The sequence below is a fragment of the Phaeobacter sp. HS011 genome (genome assembly GCF_018101215.1).
Lineage (GTDB): Bacteria > Pseudomonadota > Alphaproteobacteria > Rhodobacterales > Rhodobacteraceae > Phaeobacter > Phaeobacter inhibens.
This window is the reverse complement of the sequence record NZ_JAGEUF010000001.1, coordinates 208,789-224,938: the sequence shown is the minus strand read 5'-3', so window position 1 is coordinate 224,938 and position 16,150 is coordinate 208,789. Positions and strand designations below refer to the sequence as shown.

At 59.7% G+C, this 16,150-nt stretch carries 18 protein-coding genes and 1 tRNA gene; 4 read left to right on the top strand and 15 right to left on the bottom strand.

What is annotated here, in order from left to right; genetic code table 11:
* The first annotated feature begins 12 nt into the window (after positions 1 to 12).
* Positions 13 to 1,083, top strand: coding sequence for a zinc ABC transporter substrate-binding protein (locus tag J4721_RS01095; protein WP_211001908.1), 1,071 nt, complete (start codon positions 13 to 15; stop codon positions 1,081 to 1,083).
* Here J4721_RS01095 and J4721_RS01090 read toward each other — a convergent pair.
* Positions 1,077 to 2,378 (bottom strand): FAD-binding oxidoreductase, encoded by a 1,302-nt coding sequence (locus J4721_RS01090; protein ID WP_211001907.1) that lies wholly within the window; start codon positions 2,376 to 2,378, stop codon positions 1,077 to 1,079. The two genes, J4721_RS01095 and J4721_RS01090, sit on opposite strands and share 7 nt — an antisense overlap.
* Here J4721_RS01090 and J4721_RS01085 point away from each other — a divergent pair.
* Entirely contained in the window at positions 2,377 to 2,586 is a 210-nt protein-coding gene (locus tag J4721_RS01085; RefSeq protein ID WP_102875508.1) for a hypothetical protein, read from the top strand. The two genes, J4721_RS01090 and J4721_RS01085, sit on opposite strands and share 2 nt — an antisense overlap.
* Here J4721_RS01085 and modC read toward each other — a convergent pair.
* The 8 genes from modC to J4721_RS01045 all read right to left on the bottom strand — a co-directional run bounded on the left by modC (position 2,583) and on the right by J4721_RS01045 (position 11,405).
* Positions 2,583 to 3,674: a molybdenum ABC transporter ATP-binding protein gene (gene modC / locus J4721_RS01080; RefSeq protein WP_102875507.1), complete on the bottom strand. Its 1,092-nt coding sequence runs from the start codon at positions 3,672 to 3,674 to the stop codon at positions 2,583 to 2,585. The two genes, J4721_RS01085 and modC, sit on opposite strands and share 4 nt — an antisense overlap.
* Entirely contained in the window at positions 3,668 to 4,366 is a 699-nt protein-coding gene (gene modB, locus J4721_RS01075) for a molybdate ABC transporter permease subunit (RefSeq protein ID WP_014889361.1), read from the bottom strand. Before modB ends, modC begins: the two co-directional genes overlap by 7 nt.
* 9 nt (positions 4,367 to 4,375) lie before the next feature.
* A complete protein-coding gene (gene modA / locus J4721_RS01070) occupies positions 4,376 to 5,191 on the bottom strand; it encodes a molybdate ABC transporter substrate-binding protein (RefSeq protein WP_102875506.1) in 816 nt (271 codons plus the stop codon).
* A gap of 187 nt (positions 5,192 to 5,378) precedes the next feature.
* Positions 5,379 to 5,933, bottom strand: a complete 555-nt coding sequence (locus J4721_RS01065; RefSeq protein WP_061047480.1) for a chemotaxis protein CheD — start codon at positions 5,931 to 5,933, stop codon at positions 5,379 to 5,381.
* A gap of 24 nt (positions 5,934 to 5,957) precedes the next feature.
* Positions 5,958 to 6,899 (bottom strand): CheB methylesterase domain-containing protein, encoded by a 942-nt coding sequence (locus J4721_RS01060; protein WP_044042014.1) that lies wholly within the window; start codon positions 6,897 to 6,899, stop codon positions 5,958 to 5,960.
* Between the two features lie 157 nt (positions 6,900 to 7,056).
* A complete protein-coding gene (locus J4721_RS01055; protein WP_211001906.1) occupies positions 7,057 to 8,991 on the bottom strand; it encodes a methyl-accepting chemotaxis protein in 1,935 nt (644 codons plus the stop codon).
* 262 nt (positions 8,992 to 9,253) lie between these two features.
* Positions 9,254 to 10,150: an RNA polymerase sigma factor RpoH gene (gene rpoH, locus J4721_RS01050; RefSeq protein ID WP_014874008.1), complete on the bottom strand. Its 897-nt coding sequence runs from the start codon at positions 10,148 to 10,150 to the stop codon at positions 9,254 to 9,256.
* Between the two features lie 220 nt (positions 10,151 to 10,370).
* A complete protein-coding gene (locus J4721_RS01045) occupies positions 10,371 to 11,405 on the bottom strand; it encodes an RluA family pseudouridine synthase (RefSeq protein ID WP_014874007.1) in 1,035 nt (344 codons plus the stop codon).
* On the opposite strand from J4721_RS01045, the gene J4721_RS01040 reads away from it, so the two are divergent.
* Positions 11,404 to 11,718, top strand: coding sequence for a DUF6476 family protein (locus J4721_RS01040; protein ID WP_044040521.1), 315 nt, complete (start codon positions 11,404 to 11,406; stop codon positions 11,716 to 11,718). The two genes, J4721_RS01045 and J4721_RS01040, sit on opposite strands and share 2 nt — an antisense overlap.
* A gap of 141 nt (positions 11,719 to 11,859) precedes the next feature.
* Here the strand turns inward: J4721_RS01040 and J4721_RS01035 are convergent.
* Positions 11,860 to 11,936: transfer RNA gene (locus J4721_RS01035), tRNA-His, on the bottom strand.
* A gap of 205 nt (positions 11,937 to 12,141) precedes the next feature.
* Here J4721_RS01035 and J4721_RS01030 point away from each other — a divergent pair.
* On the top strand, positions 12,142 to 12,330 hold the full coding sequence (locus J4721_RS01030) for a DUF6324 family protein (protein ID WP_014874005.1): 189 nt from the start codon (positions 12,142 to 12,144) through the stop codon (positions 12,328 to 12,330).
* 19 nt (positions 12,331 to 12,349) lie between these two features.
* Here the strand turns inward: J4721_RS01030 and J4721_RS01025 are convergent, their stop codons facing one another.
* From J4721_RS01025 to ribB, 5 genes are all read right to left on the bottom strand, one after another.
* On the bottom strand, positions 12,350 to 12,805 hold the full coding sequence (locus tag J4721_RS01025) for an MmcB family DNA repair protein (RefSeq protein WP_102869658.1): 456 nt from the start codon (positions 12,803 to 12,805) through the stop codon (positions 12,350 to 12,352).
* A 426-nt stretch (positions 12,806 to 13,231) separates the two neighbouring features.
* A complete protein-coding gene (locus J4721_RS01020) occupies positions 13,232 to 13,561 on the bottom strand; it encodes a hypothetical protein (RefSeq protein WP_211001905.1) in 330 nt (109 codons plus the stop codon).
* A gap of 232 nt (positions 13,562 to 13,793) precedes the next feature.
* A complete protein-coding gene (gene nusB / locus J4721_RS01015) occupies positions 13,794 to 14,285 on the bottom strand; it encodes a transcription antitermination factor NusB (RefSeq protein WP_014874002.1) in 492 nt (163 codons plus the stop codon).
* Positions 14,282 to 14,833 carry a 6,7-dimethyl-8-ribityllumazine synthase gene (locus J4721_RS01010; RefSeq protein WP_014874001.1) on the bottom strand — a complete coding sequence of 184 codons (552 nt, stop codon included), beginning with the start codon at positions 14,831 to 14,833 and terminating at the stop codon, positions 14,282 to 14,284. Before J4721_RS01010 ends, nusB begins: the two co-directional genes overlap by 4 nt.
* A gap of 1 nt (position 14,834) precedes the next feature.
* Positions 14,835 to 15,956, bottom strand: coding sequence for a 3,4-dihydroxy-2-butanone-4-phosphate synthase (gene ribB / locus J4721_RS01005; protein WP_211001904.1), 1,122 nt, complete (start codon positions 15,954 to 15,956; stop codon positions 14,835 to 14,837).
* Positions 15,957 to 16,150: the final 194 nt, after the last annotated feature.

Below are 16,150 nucleotides of genomic sequence, written 5' to 3'. Positions count from 1 at the left end.
CATGAGGCCATCATGGGACATATCCGCTTTTTAGCAACTGCCGCAACAGTCTGGACCGTAGCGACGGCTGCCTTCGCCGAGGTGCCAGCAGTTGCTGCCGACATTACCCCGGTCCATGGCCTCGTATCGCGTGTGATGCAGGGGGTTGGCATGCCTGACCTGGTGGTGCCGCCCGGCGCGTCACCGCACAGCCATTCGATGCGCCCTTCGGAAGCGCGGGCTCTGGATCAGGCGGATCTTGTTTTTTGGGTTGGCCCGAGACTGACACCGTGGCTGGAAGGTCCTATTGCGACGCTTGCGTCCGATGCGAAGGTGATTGCGCTGCTTGATGCCGAGGCGACACAGCAACTGATGGTCCGAGAGACCGTTCAGTTCGGGCAGGGGCATGACGACGATCATGGCGGCGGCCACGATGACGGGCATGATGAGGAACACGGTGATGATCATCACGACGGGCATGATGAAGAGCATCATGACGCCCATCACGATGATGAGCACGCAAGCGGTCATGATGCGGATCACGGCACCGAAACGGCGCATGCAGATGAGCATGGGCACAGTCACGAGGCCGGCAGTCTTGATCCCCACGCGTGGCTGATGGCGGAAAATGGCAGCGCCTGGCTGCAGGTCATTGCGGAGGCCTTGGCGGCTGTCGATCCGGAGAATGCCCCGCTCTACATGCGCAACGCGGCGGAGGGGCAGGCCGAGATTGCAACAGCGGCTGCCGAAATTGCAACCAAACTGGACGCTGTGGCGGGCAAACCATTTGTCGTTTTCCACGATGCGTATCAGTATTTTGAAACCGGGTTCGGGATCCAGGCTGCGGGGGCTATTTCGCTGAGTGATGCATCGGATCCCAGCCCGGCCCGGATCGCAGAGATCCGCGCAACCGTTCAGGAGATGAAGGTGCGTTGTGTCCTGTCCGAGCCGCAGTTCAACTCCGGTCTCGTGGCAACGGTTTTGGATGGGACCGATGCGGGCACAGCGATTGTCGATCCGCTCGGCGTCAAGCTGGAGCCGGGGCCACAGTTCTATCCGCAGTTGCTGGCCTCAGTCGGCGACGCGATCGCGGGCTGCTATTGATCGGTGGGGGTCGGCGTCTGGCCGACCCGTCCCGCCAGTAGATGAACCAGCGTGGCGCCGGTCTCATAGTAGGCGCCACGCACGCCGGCAAAGGGCAACCTGTGGTCGTCGCTTACTGGAATGGGCAGTAGCGATCTGTCTCCATGCATCAGGGCCTCGGCCATGCGTCGGCCGAAAACCGTACCGGGGCCGATACCGCGTCCTGAGTATCCAAAACAGGCAAATCCCTGACCCAAATCAACAATTTTTGGGATATGCTCGGTTGTCATCGCGATCTTGCCGGCCCACTCTGCCTCAAACGGGTGATCTGCGAGGGCAGGGAACATGACTGCCAGCTTCCGCCGGAGCCAGTTTGTATGAACGCTGCGCGCCTGGTGGGACAAGTCACCCATGCCCCCGATGATCAACCGCCCGGCGCGGTCGCGTCGCCAGGACGACATGATCAGGCCTGTGTCCCAGCAGCCTTCTGCCTGCGGCAGGATCCGCCCCGCGAGACCGGCTGGAAGCGGCGCGGTTGCGGCCTGAAAATAGCTGACCGGGATGGTGGCCGGGGCGGTATATCCCGTGATGGGCAGCGGGTAGGCGTTTGTTGCCATGATCAGGTGACGGGCGCGGACTGTGCCCTCGGGGGTACTGACCCGCCAGCCATCTGTTTCGCGTGTGAGACTGACAACGGGTGAGCTTGCATGCAGCCTGGCGCCTTGCGAAGCCGCGGCGCGGGCCAGTCCGATGGCGTAGGCCAGCGGCTGAATGGTTCCGGCGCGAGGGTCGAACAGGGCGCCATAGACGGCATCGCTGCCAACGCGCGCGATGGCATCGCCGCGAGACAGGAGCGTGACAGGGGCGCCTATGGCCGTCAGCTGTTGGTGCCGCTTTCGCAGATCTTTCAGTCCCGAGCGCGCATGGGCGCAATGCAGCGTGCCAGTCTGTATCGGTTCGCAGTCGATCTGATGGGTCTTGATCAGTTCAAAAACCGCCGCGGGCGCGGCCGCAAGGAGGGTGGACAGCCGGGTGCCGTTGGCCTCTCCGAGGACGGAATTGATCTTCTTGGGGGGCAACCACAGCCCGGCGTTGACCAGTCCGACATTCCGCCCGGACCCACCCGCACCAAAGGTCTCCGCCTCCAGCAAGCGAACATCAGCCCCCAGCTCTGCCGCGCGCAAAGCCGCCGAACATCCGGTATACCCGCCGCCGACAACAACCAAATCTGCCGAGACATCATCGTGCAAGGCAGCAGCATCGAGGTCCTCGCGACAGGTTGTCTGCCAGAGGCTGCGGTTACGGTCAGGCGTCATGTCCATCATCCTCTATGAAGGGAGCATATCGTCTCAAAATCTGGTGTTGCCGCATATGCCCCTCCGTAATTTGCTGATTCGCATCCACGCAGGTGGTGCTGCGATCCGTCTGATGATTGATTTTGGCATATCGCAGGGACGCGCGGTTGCCGAGAAAAATCAGCAGTTTGGTGGTGGTTTCCAGCGGGATACGGGATGGGCGGCTTAGCCTGTGCGGGTTCCGCCCACATCTTCTGGCGCGATCGATACGGATTTCACAATCGCATGGCATTCGGTGCCGATGGCCAGATCCAGCGCGACGGCAGATCGCCGGGTGACACGTGCCAGCAAGGCTCCTGCTGAGGTCTGCAAAGAGATCATGATACCTGGCCCGTCGCCGCTACGCAGCGCGGTGACGCGGCCCGGCAGAATGTTCAATGCAGACAGGCCGACGGGTCGCTGGCGTGAGAGGATCACCTCATGGGCGGAGATGCGGACACGCACGGCATGGCCCGGCGGATGGGGCACGCGAGGAAGGAATAGGGCAAGGCCACCGGCGTTCAACTCGCTCAGCCCATCTGCGTGATGCTGCTGTACTGTAGCTTGCAGAATAGCGCCGGCAGCACGCACGCCAGTCGGCATGATGGTCGGGTCGGCCAGCACCAGATCGGCGGGGCCGCTGCGGATACAGCGCCCGTCTTGCAGGACAACCACAGTGGTTGCCAGCCGGGCGACCTCGGCAACTGAATGCGTGACATAGAGAATGGGGAGCGTGATTTCGTCGCGCAGCCGTTCCAGATAGGGAAGAATTTCGGCCTTCCGTGCCTCGTCCAGGGCGGCCAGCGGTTCGTCCGCCAGGATCATATCCGGTGCCGACAACAGGGCGCGGCCAATTGCGACACGCTGTTTTTCACCACCCGAGAGATTGGCTGGATGGCGGTTCAGCAATGCCCCCAATCCGAGCATCTCGACCACGGTGTCAAATGTCGTCACCGCGCGATTTCGGGTCTTAAATCTCTGGCCATACAGAAGGTTTTTCGAAACACTCATATGGGGAAAAAGCCGTGCATCCTGAAAGATGTAGCCAATGCGACGACGGTGCGGGGGGGTATCTATCCCGGCTTCTGTATCCAGAACAACGCGGCTCCCGAGGCAGATCTTGCCTGTCTGTGGCTGCAACAGACCTGCCACAGCGTTCACGACAGTGGTTTTCCCGGCCCCGGAACGGCCGAACAAAACGGTCACCCCCGCAGGAGCAGAAAAATCGACATCCAAGGCCAGCTGCCCCAGCTGATGCGTCAGCTTGACGTCTAACATGTCGCCCCCCGGACCCGGTCCGCAACACGGCGTGCCAGCCATTCCGACGCCAGCAGCGCGGCCATGGCAAGGGCAACGGAGATGATCACCAGCCGAAGGGCCGCTGTTTCACCACCGGGCACCTGCAGAAAGGCGTAGATTGCTGAGGGGAGCGTCCGCGTCTGGCCCGGAATGTTGGAGACAAAGGTGATGGTTGCGCCGAACTCACCCATTGCCTTGGCGAAGCCAAGGACGGCTCCGGCCAGAACACCGGGGAGGATCAGAGGCAGGGTGATGGTCACGAACACCCAGATCCGCGAGGCACCCAGTGTCGCGGCAGCCTGTTCCAGTTTGGGGTCCACCGCCTCCAGCGAAAGGCGTATGGCGCGCACCATCAATGGAAAACCCATGATCGCAGCAGCGAGAGCCGCGCCGGTCCAGCGAAAGGCAAAGACAATGCCGACCGCGTTCAGAGCACTACCAATCGGACTAGGGCCGCTGAAGACGATCAGCAGAATGTAGCCGGTGACCACGGGTGGCAGGATCAATGGCAGATGAACCACTCCGTTTAGCAGTGCTTTGCCCCGAAACTGCCCACGCGCCAGCGCCAGCGCCACCAACAGCGCCAGCGGCAGCGACAGAAGGGTTGCCCAGAACGATACCTTCAGGGACAAGGCCACCGCCTGCCATTCTTCGGGGCCAAGCCACTGCATTCTGAGGGGTCACTCCACTAGCACGGTGAAACCTTGCCCGACAAAGATTTCTTTCGCAATCGGACTGCTGAGAAAGTTCAGGAAATCAATGGCCTTTTGTCCATCATGGGTCGCAGCAGCGGGGTAGGTTATTGGTGCGTGGCTGTCTTGCGGGAACCGATCAACAACGGTGACAGCGGGGGTGCCGATCACATCGGACCCGTAGACCACACCCAGACCAGCGGCGCCGCGGGCGACCAGCGCAAGCGCAGCGCGTACATTGTCGGTTTGTGCAACATGCGGCTGCAATTGATCCCACAGGCCCAGATGTTGCAACGCAGACTTGCCATAAATCCCGGCCGGGACGGCCTCCACCAGGGCCATCGCCAGCGGGCGATCCTGTACCTGGATCAGCAGCGCGGATGTATTTTGCAGAGAGAGGGAGGGCACAGCTGGTGGTGCTACGGTTGGTGCGATCAGGACGAGGGAATTGCCGAGGAGATCAATGCGTGTCTCGGCTGCAATCAGGTTTCGCGACTGCGCCCAATCCATCCAGGCGGCGTTGGCAGAGATGAAAACATCGGCTGGTGCGCCATATTGCAGCTGCCGGGCCAACAGGGAGGACCCGGCCAGAGATAGATCAACGGTTGTGCCATTCTTGGCTTCATAGGCCTCAGCGATCTGCTCCAGCGCGGTTTTGAGGCTTGCCGCACCAAAAACAGTAAGTCGGTCGCTGAACGCGGATCCTGGCCAAAGCAAGGCCAGAACCATCGCGAGGCGTGCGAGACGTCGGCTGCTCCGCGGTTCTGGACCTATGGGGCGATCCGGCTGGTGTTGGCTCTGCACGTTACGTCCTGTCGTCACAAGTAATCAGGATGATAACGGCTCATGTGAACAGGCTGCAAGGCGCAACTCGACGGTTCTGCCCTGACGCCTACATCGCAAGAAGGGCCCGACGGTGTCGGACCCATGCAAAAATTCTGACGTCATATCTGCGCCCGGGTTTCAGACAGAGTTCCCGGTGCTAGCGCGCCTAGAACAGCGTGACCGCACCAACATCTGCTGCGGGTTTGGCCGCCGGAGCCGGCCGCGCAGCAACACGCTCCTGCTCGCCCAGACGCCTGTCATCTTTGACCTGCGTTTGCTGCGCAGCCCCCGAAACCGCATGGAAACGCACCCGCCTTGCCGAAGTGCCACCAACGCTGGATGACACCACCGCGATGCTCTCGTCCCGCAGGAACCGCTGGACGAAGTCGGCATTTGAGGCGCCGATGTCGGAGAGATTTGCCGACATTTTGGCCCCGCCGAAAACCTTGGCTTTCAGATTTTCGCGGCGCGCCCCTTTTTTCATGATCCCGTTGATCAGCAGTTCCATCGCATGGATACCGTAGCGCGCATTCACACTATCGCTGGCGGTTGAGGAGGCCAGCAGAAAGTGGTTCATACCGCCGACACCAACTTGGTCATCGTAGATGCACGCGGCAATGCAGGAGCCGAGCACGGTGGAGAACACCACGGTCGGGGATGTCGATACGCGATACTCGCCTTGTAGAACGGTCACCGTGGTAGAGTTAGCAAATACGCTCAAGGTGATTTCCTTCCCAGTTATATGTCAGGTCTTGCAAGCCTGAATCAGTGTTCCGGCCATTCGCGCAAGCGAGACCTGTTGCTGTGCGGCGCCCATTTCCCAAGCAACGCGTGGCATCCCGTAGACGACACTGCTTTTCTCGTCCTGCGCAAAGGTCTTTGCCCCGGCCTTGCGAAGCTCCAGCAGCCCTTGCGCCCCATCTTGCCCCATACCGGTTAAGATTGTGGCAACAACGCTTTTTGCGATGGGCACGGCAGACATAAAAAGTGCATCGACCGACGGCATATGACCTGAGATTGGGGGACCTTCCTTAAACCGCGTACGATACGGCTTTCGGGGGGTCATACCCATGTGGCGTGGTTGGCCGGCCGCGACATAGACATGGCCAGGCGACAGCGTCATATTGTCGTCGGCAGTCAATACCTTAGCTGGGCAAATGCGATCCAGAAGAGAAACCAACCCGCGGCCAAAATTCTTACCAGTGTGTTGAACGATCAGGGTTGGCGGACAGTTCAGCGGAAATCCGACCAGCACACTGCGCAGGGCTTCCACACCGCCGGTGGAGGAGCCGATCAGGATAATCTTGTCACTGCCGGGGCCTGCTGTGCCGCCAGCGGTTTGTTTTTGCAAAGGCGAGGCCTGATCCCGGCGCGGCGCCTTGACCATCATGTCGAAATAGCGCGCAAAATCGCGAGGGTTGTCGGATTTCGTCAGCTCGAAGATGCCAGCCCCGACGTCCAGCAATGGTGAAGAGTTGCGCGCTGGCGTTGACCCCTGGTTGTCCATCACAGACACCCACCTGATATCAAGCGCTGAGAAGAGAGCCAGCATCATTTCGAACTCGGGCAGTTTGGTGAACCCATCCTCGACGAAGGCAAAAGTGGGCTGACCCGCCTCCGCCTGATTGTAGGCCATCATCAGATTGTTGGCCAAAAGCACCTGAAGGCCAGGGTAGGTGGCCTCCATATGTTGTTGTAGGGTCTGCGCAAAACGCCGGTCCGTGGTGATGATCAATAGGCTCTGTGACAATGCTCATTCCGCTTGTTGCGTTCGGACAAAGGCCGAAGTGTTTCAGATGTACGGGCCCCCAACCCTGGCTTGGGGTTGGGGGCGTTTGGCGGGATCAGAAATCCTGCCAGATGTCCTTGGCGGCATTGCCGCTGGTGCTGGCTGCTGCGGGGGCTGGCTGTGGTGTGACAGCCTCTAGGTCCCAATCATCGCCATGGGCACTGGGGGCGGCCGGTGCGGCCTCCTGCGTGGCAACCGCTCTCCGGGTTGGCGCTGTGGACGCTGCGGGTTTACGGGCCGGGGCCTGCCCGCCGCCTGCTGCGACACGGAAATGGGCGACCAGTTCCGCCAGTTTGCTGGCATCAGCGTTCAACATGTGACCGGCGGCGGTGGCCTCTTCAACCATGGCGGCATTCTGCTGGGTGACCTGATCCAGCTGGGTCACGCCGGTGTTGATCTCATGCAGGCCGGTGGACTGTTCGCTGGCCCCGGTCGCAATGCCGGACACCAGTTGCGAGATATGACTGACCCGTTCGACAATGCCCTGAAGCGCATCACCAGTTTTTCCAACCAGATCGACGCCACGCTCCACCTGTTTGGTGCTGTCGCCGATCAGTGTCTTGATCTCCATCGCGGCATCCGAGGAGCGCTGCGCCAGCGCCCGCACCTCACTTGCGACCACGGCAAAGCCCTTGCCCGCCTCGCCAGCGCGTGCGGCTTCCACCCCGGCGTTGAGCGCCAGAAGGTTGGTCTGAAAGGCAATGTCATCAATCACACTGATGATCTGGGAGATATGGGTCGAGGATTGTTCGATCTCGGTCATGGCAGAGACCGCGCTCTGGACCACTTCGCCGCTGGTTTCGGCCTCCTGTTTGGCCTCCTGCATGATGCTTTCGACGCTGCGCGCCCCTTCGGCGGCGGATTTCACGCTGGCCGTCATCTCATCCAGAGCGGCGGCGGTCTCCTCCAGCGTGGCGGCCTGGCTTTCGGTGCGGTTCGACAGATCGTCAGACGCCTGGCTGATTTCATTTGCCCCACTGCGGATGCTCTCGGCTGTGTCAATCACCTGCGTGACCGTGGAGCCCAGGGTCTCCGCCGTGCGGTTGAAGTCACGCTGCAGCTGGGCGTAGTCCTCAGGCAGGTTTTCATTGATGCGAACGGTCAGGTCCCCCTGAGACAGTGCCGCCAGGCGACTGGAGATGACCTGGACGACATCAGCACGCTCTGCGTCGCGGGCCTGTTGATGACCTTTCATCGCCTCCTGCTGCTCCAATTTCTCGCGGAACGCTTCCAGCGTGCGGGCCATTTCGCCGATTTCGCTACGGGCCTGCGTGTAAGGAACATCCGCATGGGTTTCGCCCTCCGCCATGGAGGCCATACGCGCCTTCAGCCCATTGATCGGCCCCGTCACACTGCGCAACAGGACGGTCGAGGCAATCATCAGCAGAATAAGACTCACGCCAAGGGTGATAATCGATTCGATCTGCATCTGGGCGAGGTCCGCCTGGATGTCGGAGACATAAGAGCCGGTGCCGATGATCCAGCCCCAGGGTTCAAACGCCTGCACATAGCCGATTTTCTGTTCCGGCGTGGTCTGCCCCGGTTTCTGGAACCAGTAGCGGACCGATCCGGCGCCGTCGCTTGCGGCGACCTTGCCCAGTTCCTGAAAAACCTTCATGCCCTTCACATCTTCGAAACCGGACCGATCTGTGCCGACCCAATCGGGCACCATCGGATGCGCCCGCACAATCATATTCTGATCGAAGGCAAAGAGATATCCGGACGTCTCGAAGCGGATTTTTTCAATCACTTCACGCCCCTGGGCGCGCGCCTCATCGGCGGTAAGGTCACCCGACTGCACCTGAGCCTCAAGATCAGCAAGCAGGCTGATGGACGTGTCGATGATGTTGTTTAGTTCACGGTCACGCATGGCATAGGCATTATCGACGGCGCGCGACAGCAGCAGGACGGTCAACAGCACGGAAAGTGCGAGCGCCATCGCCACCACTGCGTAAATACGGATGGGAAGACGAAAGAATATGGACGGCATCGGTCACTTGGTCCTTTGAGGAATTACATCCTCCGACACTATGCCTCCGCCCCCTAACAAACCGTTAGGTACGTACCCTCAATTGCCTGTTTCGCAACATTATTACGTAGAGTTTCGATCTGTTATCTTAAGGCGTTTGAAACCCGCCAAGGCTAAGGCCCTGCGCGGTGTTCCCGCGATTCCGCCAATATCCTGCCCAGAAACGAAAAACGGCCCCGCTGCGGGGCCGTTTCATCCATGTCGCGGTATATATATGCTTATGTCACTGGACCGACAGCATACCCTTCTCGGACGCCAGTTCGCGCATCTTCTTCTGCAGCTTTTCAAAGGCGCGCACTTCGATCTGGCGGATCCGCTCCCGGCTAACGCCATATTGGGTGCTAAGGTCCTCAAGCGTCTTCGCCTGATCGGCCAAACGACGCTGGGTCAGGATATCCTTCTCACGGTCATTCAACACCTCAAGCGCACTGGCCAGAAGTTCACGCCGGGCCTCAAGCTCATCCCGCGCCTCATAATCGCCAGCCTGATCGGCATCCTCATCTTCAAGCCAATCCTGCCACTGCATAGTGCCTTCGCCCTCGCTGCCAACAGTGGCATTGAGTGACGCGTCCCCACCGGACATACGCCGGTTCATGGAGATCACCTCAGTTTCGGTCACCCCAAGATCGGTGGCGATTTTCTTGACGCTGTCGGGGTGCAGATCGCCCTCCTCCAGCGCGCCGATACGGGCCTTGGCCTTGCGCAGGTTGAAAAACAGTTTCTTCTGCGCCGAGGTCGTGCCCAGCTTCACCAGCGACCAGGAACGCAGGATATATTCCTGAATAGATGCACGGATCCACCACATGGCATAAGTCGCGAGGCGAAAACCCTTCTCGGGGTCAAACCGTTTGACCGCCTGCATCAGGCCGACATTGGCCTCAGAAATCACCTCGGCCTGTGGCAGGCCGTAGCCGCGATATCCCATCGCGATTTTTGCTGCCAGACGCAGGTGCGATGTCACCATCTTATGGGCAGAGGCACTGTCCTGCTCTTCCACCCAGCGCTTGGCCAGCATGTATTCTTCTTCCGGTTCCAGCAGCGGGAACTTGCGGATTTCCTGAAGGTACCGATTCAGCCCGCCTTCGGGTGTTGGTGCGGGCAGGTTTGCATAATTCGCCATTCTTTGTGTCCCTCCCAATGTATAAGGACTTAACATCGTTCTATATGGGTTAACGCATAGCCCCGTTCAAGAGTTGCCAAGTTTATCTCTTATAGGAATCGTAAGAAAAGCGGTCTGTGACGCAGTTCACAGGGATTTGCACAACAAACGTCGCGCAGTCACATCAGCTGCACGGGAAATCGCCCCAATAATTCATAAGGTTACCAACCAAGAGGCGGAATTATGTGCCCGCGGCTCCCAGCTTTTGCAGCAAATGCGCCATATCTTCCGGCAAGGGGGCCTCAAACCGCATGGCGTCGCCAGTGACCGGGTGAATGAACCCCAGAACCGCTGCATGCAGCGCCTGACGCGGGAAGGCCTGGATGGCAGCGGCGGTGTCTTCCGGCAGCGATTTTGCCGCCAATTTACGCTTGCCACCATAAACCGGATCCCCCACCAGCCCATGACCCGCATGGGCCATATGCACGCGAATCTGATGGGTGCGCCCGGTTTCCAGCCAACATTCGATCAGGGCGACAACAGGCGGCGTGCCAAAACTGTCGACGATGCGGGCGCGAGTGATGGCGTGGCGACCGCCTTGAAACAGGACGGCCTGACGCTGCCGGTCGGTTTTGTGCCGCGCCAGCTGGGTCGTCAGTTTCAAGATATTTCCGGGTTCGAAACTGGTGCCTTTGACCCCGCGCAGGCGCGGATCATTGGCATCAGGAACACCATAGCAGATCGCGCGATAATAGCGTTCTACCGTGTGTTTCTCGAATTGGGCCGCCAACCCCTGATGCGCCACGTCGGATTTGGCGACCACCAGCAGGCCGCTGGTTTCTTTGTCAATGCGATGCACAATACCGGGACGCTTCACCCCGCCGACACCAGAGAGGTTATCGCCACAATGATGCAGCAGCGCGTTTACCAGCGTCCCCGACGGCGTACCGGGCGCCGGATGCACGACCATGCCAGTAGGCTTGTTGATGACAATCAGATCGTCATCCTCGTAAATCACCTCAAGCGGGATATCTTCGGGACCAATATGGCTGTCTTCGGCCTCTTCGATTGTGATCTCAATCAGCGCGCCCTCGTCAACCTTGGCTTTGGCATCACTGACCACGGTTCCATTGACCTGTAGCTGACCTGCTTCGATCAATCGGGCAAGCCGGGTGCGCGATAGGGTGGCTTCCTCTGGCACATCACGCGAAACCGCTTTATCAAGCCGTTTAGGCGGGTTTTCCGCAATGACAAACTCGATCCGGCGGCGGGCCATGACACATCCTTCTGAAACAGATAATCAAAGTGAACCGCCCCAGCTGGTGTTCCTGCGGCGGATGGTGACCACGTTGACGGTGATCATGATTTGCGGGTTCTTAGTGGTTCTGACCTTGCTTGTCATCCGTTTGTCTGCATCCGGTCCAAACCTGCCCGAAACTGTCTCCCTGCCGGACGGGGTCAGCGCCCGCGCCGTAACCTTTGGCGACGGCTGGATTGCGGTGGTGACCGATGGGGATGAAATCCTGATCCTGAACAGCCTGAGCGGCGCAATTGAGCAGCGGCTGGACATCCAGCCCACAGGCAACTGACGCAAGACAACTGACACAAATCGACCAGCCGAGACACACAGGTTAGGGAAGACCCTGAATTCATAAAATAAAAGATGAAATCGTCGCAGTCGCGCTGGAACCTGTTTCGGTCCCTGTAGAGCTTTGCCAAGGATTGAAGAGTGGTACCACCTCCCCGGCTCGAACGGGGGACCTCCTGATCCACAATCAGGCGCTCTAACCTACTGAGCTAAGGCGGCACTACGGGCGATTTAATACAGGGGCGATGAGAGCGCAAGAGGAAAGCCGCAAGTTTTTTACCCTCAATGTGCAGAGATGTGCCGCCAATCGGACGGGTCACGCGCACGCCTGACATGCTCCGTCTGGCGGTGGCGGGTCCTTGCCTTTAGAGTGGGGGCAGGCTAGCAGAACCAGTCAACGCAAGCCCCACGACAGGAGAGCCGCATGAGCATCAACACCGAGCGCGACATCGAAGCAAACATGCAGATCGGCCCCACCGATGCTGGCATGGTGCGCATTTTCATCGAAGCGGACGGCATCGAGATCCCGATGGATTTCGACCCGGAAGAAGCCAATGAAATTGCCGAAGAGATCATGGCAGCAGCTCAGGCCGCGCGCAGCCTCAATACCTGACCCCAGACCTAGCCGGCCCTCAGACACCCCAACTCCCAGCCGCACCCGGCTGGGGATCGCGCAGCCGATGCAGGCGACTGGCCGCATCCATGGCGAATTTCTGAATCAGCTTCTTGCGGCGGGCGGCGGGCAGCTTTTGTTCCGGCGCCATGCGGATAATCTCTGCGTCGTAGTCATCTGCAATGATCAGCCCGCTGTCATCCGGTAACAGCTCATTTGGAAACGCCAGATCCACGGCCCAGAAATAGCGGTCACACCACTCCAGATAGCCCTGCCATTTGCTGTCGGACTGAAAATCGGCGCGGCTGGATTTGCACTCTACAACCCACAGCTCCCCCTTGGGGCCAAGCGCCATCACATCGACCCGCAGGCCGCGTGCCGGGACGAATTCCTCGACCGTGACAAAGCCAAGCGCTGCCATATGGCGCGCAACACCGCGTGCAAGACGCTGGCCGGGAGTGAGTTCCTGCATCATGTATTCAATGTGAACAATACGGGAACAAATGACAAGCGGTCTCCTTGTTGGCCAGCCTGAAAATTGATGGCCGGACCGTCCGCAGCCCTCGTGTCGAAATCCCCGCCGAAAAGAGTTTCATCCAGACCCTTGTCTCGCCCTGCCGCGCCCCCTAGTTAGAGCGGAGGCGGGTTCTGCCCTTCTCGTGACAGGTAGCATTCCAGTGGCCTTAAGCAATTCCGAGGGAGCTGGCTCTGTTCGGACCCTGGTCCTTTTATCTGGCGCCCACCTGTACATACAGGTCCTCGGGAATCAAAACCGCACGGTTGACTGGTGGTCCCGCCGCATTCCACCACTGTTCGAGCTGACAAAAGAAAAGCCGCGCCTGATGTGCACGGCTGACTAGGAGCGTGTTGGTTTGGACGGTTTTATGTCCAGGGCTGAGGATCAGCGACGCGGCAGCTGCCGAGAGGCTTTCCTGGCTGGAACCCGGACCGGGATCATCTCACCTGTCGCATCTGGCGTGATCCGCATCCCACCGCGCGGGTTTTCATCCTTACCCGCGAGGGACATCACCGCATAGCCGAACTGTACCCCGGCAAAAACGATCCCGTTCATGAACCACAGAAGCGCGACCGCCAGCAATCCGCTGTCCGATGTGCTGACCAGATGCCACAGGTTCATAACATTGAACCACAAAAGCATCCCGACAAAGGCCCCGGCGATGCCAAAGCCGATCACCACATTCCGAATATAGAGTTTTACCAGCTTCGGCATAAAACGCCCTCCTGCTACAGCAAAAACGGTAGCATTCTTTGCTAGGGCGTCCAGCGGCAAATCGCGGATCGGCGGAATTTGACGCATGTTGGCGGATCTTTGACGATCACCCAATGGCGCGAAATCAAAAAAGCGCGCCATCAGGGCACGCTTTCTGACTGTCTTCACATAATTTCTATCTTCACCTGGCTTTACTGCCCTCTACCGAGGAGCGCGAGCTGCCAAGAGGGCCTCAAAAAGCTTCCGGCGCTGCCTCGCGGGCCATGTGATCCAGCACGGCGTTCACGAATTTCGGCTCTTTGCCCTCGGGGAAGAAGGCCCGCGCGATATCAACAAACTCGTTGATCACAACCTTGGGTGGGGTTTTACCCGCCAGAAACTCAGCACCAGCCGCACGGAACAAGGCGCGCAGCGTTGGATCGATCCGGGCAATCGGCCATTTGGCCACCAGCGCACGGTCGGTCATCTGGTCAATCTTGGCCTGCTCATTGACCGCGCCCTCAATCAGCTTGCGAAAGCTCTTGGTGTCGCCCTCAGCCATTTCATCGCCATCATAGACCGCACCAAAACGGTGGTCTTCGAATTCGACGATGACCTTGTCAAAGGTCAGATTGCTATGTTCCATCTGAAACAGCGCCTGCACGGCATAAAGCCGGGACGCTGATTTCATTTTGTGCTTGTCACTGCCCTTGCGAGCGGCGCCTTGGCTGTCCGAGGTGGTCATGCGGTGGTGGGTCCATTATCTGAGTCGGCCAGTCTGATGGCCTCGGAAGGGGCTTTAAAGCCGACTCCCTTGGTTTGGGCGCCCCATTTACGCGTCAGCGCGATCAGATGCAAGGCCGCAGCGGCAGCGCCGCCACCCTTGTTCTGATCCTTGGTATCTGCGCGGACCTCTGCCTGCTTGCGATTTTCCACGGTCAGGATGCCGTTGCCGATGCACAGCCCCTGCAACCCCATCAACTGAATTGCGCGACTGCTGTCATTGCAGACGGTTTCATAATGGGTGGTTTCGCCCCGGATCACGCAGCCCAGCGCCACATAGCCATCAAAGTTTGAGCTGCGATCGGCAATCGCGATGGCGGTGGGCACTTCCAAGGCGCCGGGCACCTCGATCAGCTCGCAGGTGCCGCCTGCGGCCTCAATCTCCGCCTGCGCCCCGGCAACCAGATTGTCGGCGATGTCCTTGTAATAAGGAGCAACAACGATCAGCAGCTTCACCGGCTTGTCGAATGTCGGGCGGTCCAGCGTGTAGTGGGTTTCATGTGCAGCCATATCAAGCGTCCTTCAGCAGAGGTTTGGTGCCAACGATGGTCAGCCCATAGGCGTCCAGTCCAACATAGGTGGTGGAGGGCGAATCTGTCAGCAGCACCAGTTCTTGCAGCCCCATCTTGGACAGGATCTGCGCGCCCAGACCGGTCTGTTTGATGGTGCGCGGGCCCTCGTCGTCCTGCGCATATAGCGCGCTGCGGGGCTCCCGGAACAGGCAGACCACGCCGCGCCCTTCCGCAGCAATCAACTCCATTGCGCGGGGCAGCTGGCGGGCTGATTTGGGACCAAGCCCCAGCAGATCGGTCGCTTCATGCAAAGCGTGGGTACGGGTCAGCACAGGTTCTGGCGTGGTGATATCCCCTTTAATCATCACCACATGTTCGATGCCATGGGTCTGATCGGTGAACAGGCGCATTTCCCAGTCACCGCCAATCTCAGCCGTCACAGTCTCGCGCGAGGTTTCAACCACCAGATTGTCATTGCGCGCCCGGTAAGCGATCAGATCACTGATGGTGCCAATCTTCAGCCCATGTGTCTTGCCAAAGGTAACCAGCTCCGGCAGCCGCGACATGGTGCCGTCATCGTTCATGATCTCACAGATCACCCCCGATGGGTTCAGCCCGGCGAGGCGCGAGATATCAACGGCCGCCTCGGTATGGCCGGCGCGCACCAGCACGCCGCCGCGCTTGGCCCGCAGCGGGAAGACATGGCCCGGTGTCGCGAGCGATGCCATCGTATTGTTCTCGTTAATGGCCTCTGCCACGGTCAGCGCGCGGTCGGCTGCTGAAATCCCGGTCGAGACACCCTCGCGCGCTTCAATCGATACGGTGAAGGCTGTTTCATGACGCGAGGAATTGTTCACCGCCATCATCGGCAGACCCAGCGCATCAACCCGTTCTGCGGTCATCGGCAGGCAAATCAGCCCCCGCCCATGGGTCGCCATAAAGTTGATTGCAGCCGCATCGGCAAATTCGGCCGCGATGACCAGATCACCCTCGTTTTCACGATCCTCGTGATCGACCAGGATGAACATCCGCCCCTGATGGGCCTCTTCGATGATCTCTTCGATCGGGCTGATTGCATCGCGCAACTGGGCTTCAATCGGCCCCGGTGTTTCAAAGCTCATTCAGGCAACCTTTCGGTGGGCAGTCGTGGACAGCGGTCTATGCGACCCCCACAGCCCCGAGCAAGGCCGTGGATACCCAGCGGGATAGACCAGCCGTCCCGCAAATACCAGCCCCGCATGCGGCAGACCATGGCCTGGACGCGGCGTCCAAGAGCAGGCCACCATGTAGCGCTGACCAATATCGACGTTCCTTT

Excerpts from the sequence above, each read along its gene's own strand:
- J4721_RS01090 (WP_211001907.1), bottom strand. The coding sequence starts at position 2,378 with ATGACGCCTGACCGTAACCGCAGCCTCTGGCAGACAACCTGTCGCGAG.
- J4721_RS01060 (WP_044042014.1), bottom strand. The coding sequence starts at position 6,899 with ATGGAGGCCACCTACCCTGGCCTTCAGGTGCTTTTGGCCAACAATCTG.
- modB (WP_014889361.1), bottom strand. The coding sequence starts at position 4,366 with ATGCAGTGGCTTGGCCCCGAAGAATGGCAGGCGGTGGCCTTGTCCCTG.
- ribB (WP_211001904.1), bottom strand. The coding sequence starts at position 15,956 with ATGAGCTTTGAAACACCGGGGCCGATTGAAGCCCAGTTGCGCGATGCA.
- J4721_RS01055 (WP_211001906.1), bottom strand. The coding sequence starts at position 8,991 with ATGCCGTCCATATTCTTTCGTCTTCCCATCCGTATTTACGCAGTGGTG.
- J4721_RS01025 (WP_102869658.1), bottom strand. The coding sequence starts at position 12,805 with ATGATGCAGGAACTCACTCCCGGCCAGCGTCTTGCACGCGGTGTTGCG.
- modC (WP_102875507.1), bottom strand. The coding sequence starts at position 3,674 with ATGTTAGACGTCAAGCTGACGCATCAGCTGGGGCAGCTGGCCTTGGAT.
- J4721_RS01045 (WP_014874007.1), bottom strand. The coding sequence starts at position 11,405 with ATGGCCCGCCGCCGGATCGAGTTTGTCATTGCGGAAAACCCGCCTAAA.
- J4721_RS01085 (WP_102875508.1), top strand. The coding sequence starts at position 2,377 with ATGTCCATCATCCTCTATGAAGGGAGCATATCGTCTCAAAATCTGGTG.
- J4721_RS01095 (WP_211001908.1), top strand. The coding sequence starts at position 13 with ATGGGACATATCCGCTTTTTAGCAACTGCCGCAACAGTCTGGACCGTA.
- J4721_RS01040 (WP_044040521.1), top strand. The coding sequence starts at position 11,404 with ATGACACATCCTTCTGAAACAGATAATCAAAGTGAACCGCCCCAGCTG.
- J4721_RS01010 (WP_014874001.1), bottom strand. The coding sequence starts at position 14,833 with ATGGCTGCACATGAAACCCACTACACGCTGGACCGCCCGACATTCGAC.
- J4721_RS01020 (WP_211001905.1), bottom strand. The coding sequence starts at position 13,561 with ATGCCGAAGCTGGTAAAACTCTATATTCGGAATGTGGTGATCGGCTTT.
- nusB (WP_014874002.1), bottom strand. The coding sequence starts at position 14,285 with ATGACCACCTCGGACAGCCAAGGCGCCGCTCGCAAGGGCAGTGACAAG.
- J4721_RS01030 (WP_014874005.1), top strand. The coding sequence starts at position 12,142 with ATGAGCATCAACACCGAGCGCGACATCGAAGCAAACATGCAGATCGGC.
- rpoH (WP_014874008.1), bottom strand. The coding sequence starts at position 10,150 with ATGGCGAATTATGCAAACCTGCCCGCACCAACACCCGAAGGCGGGCTG.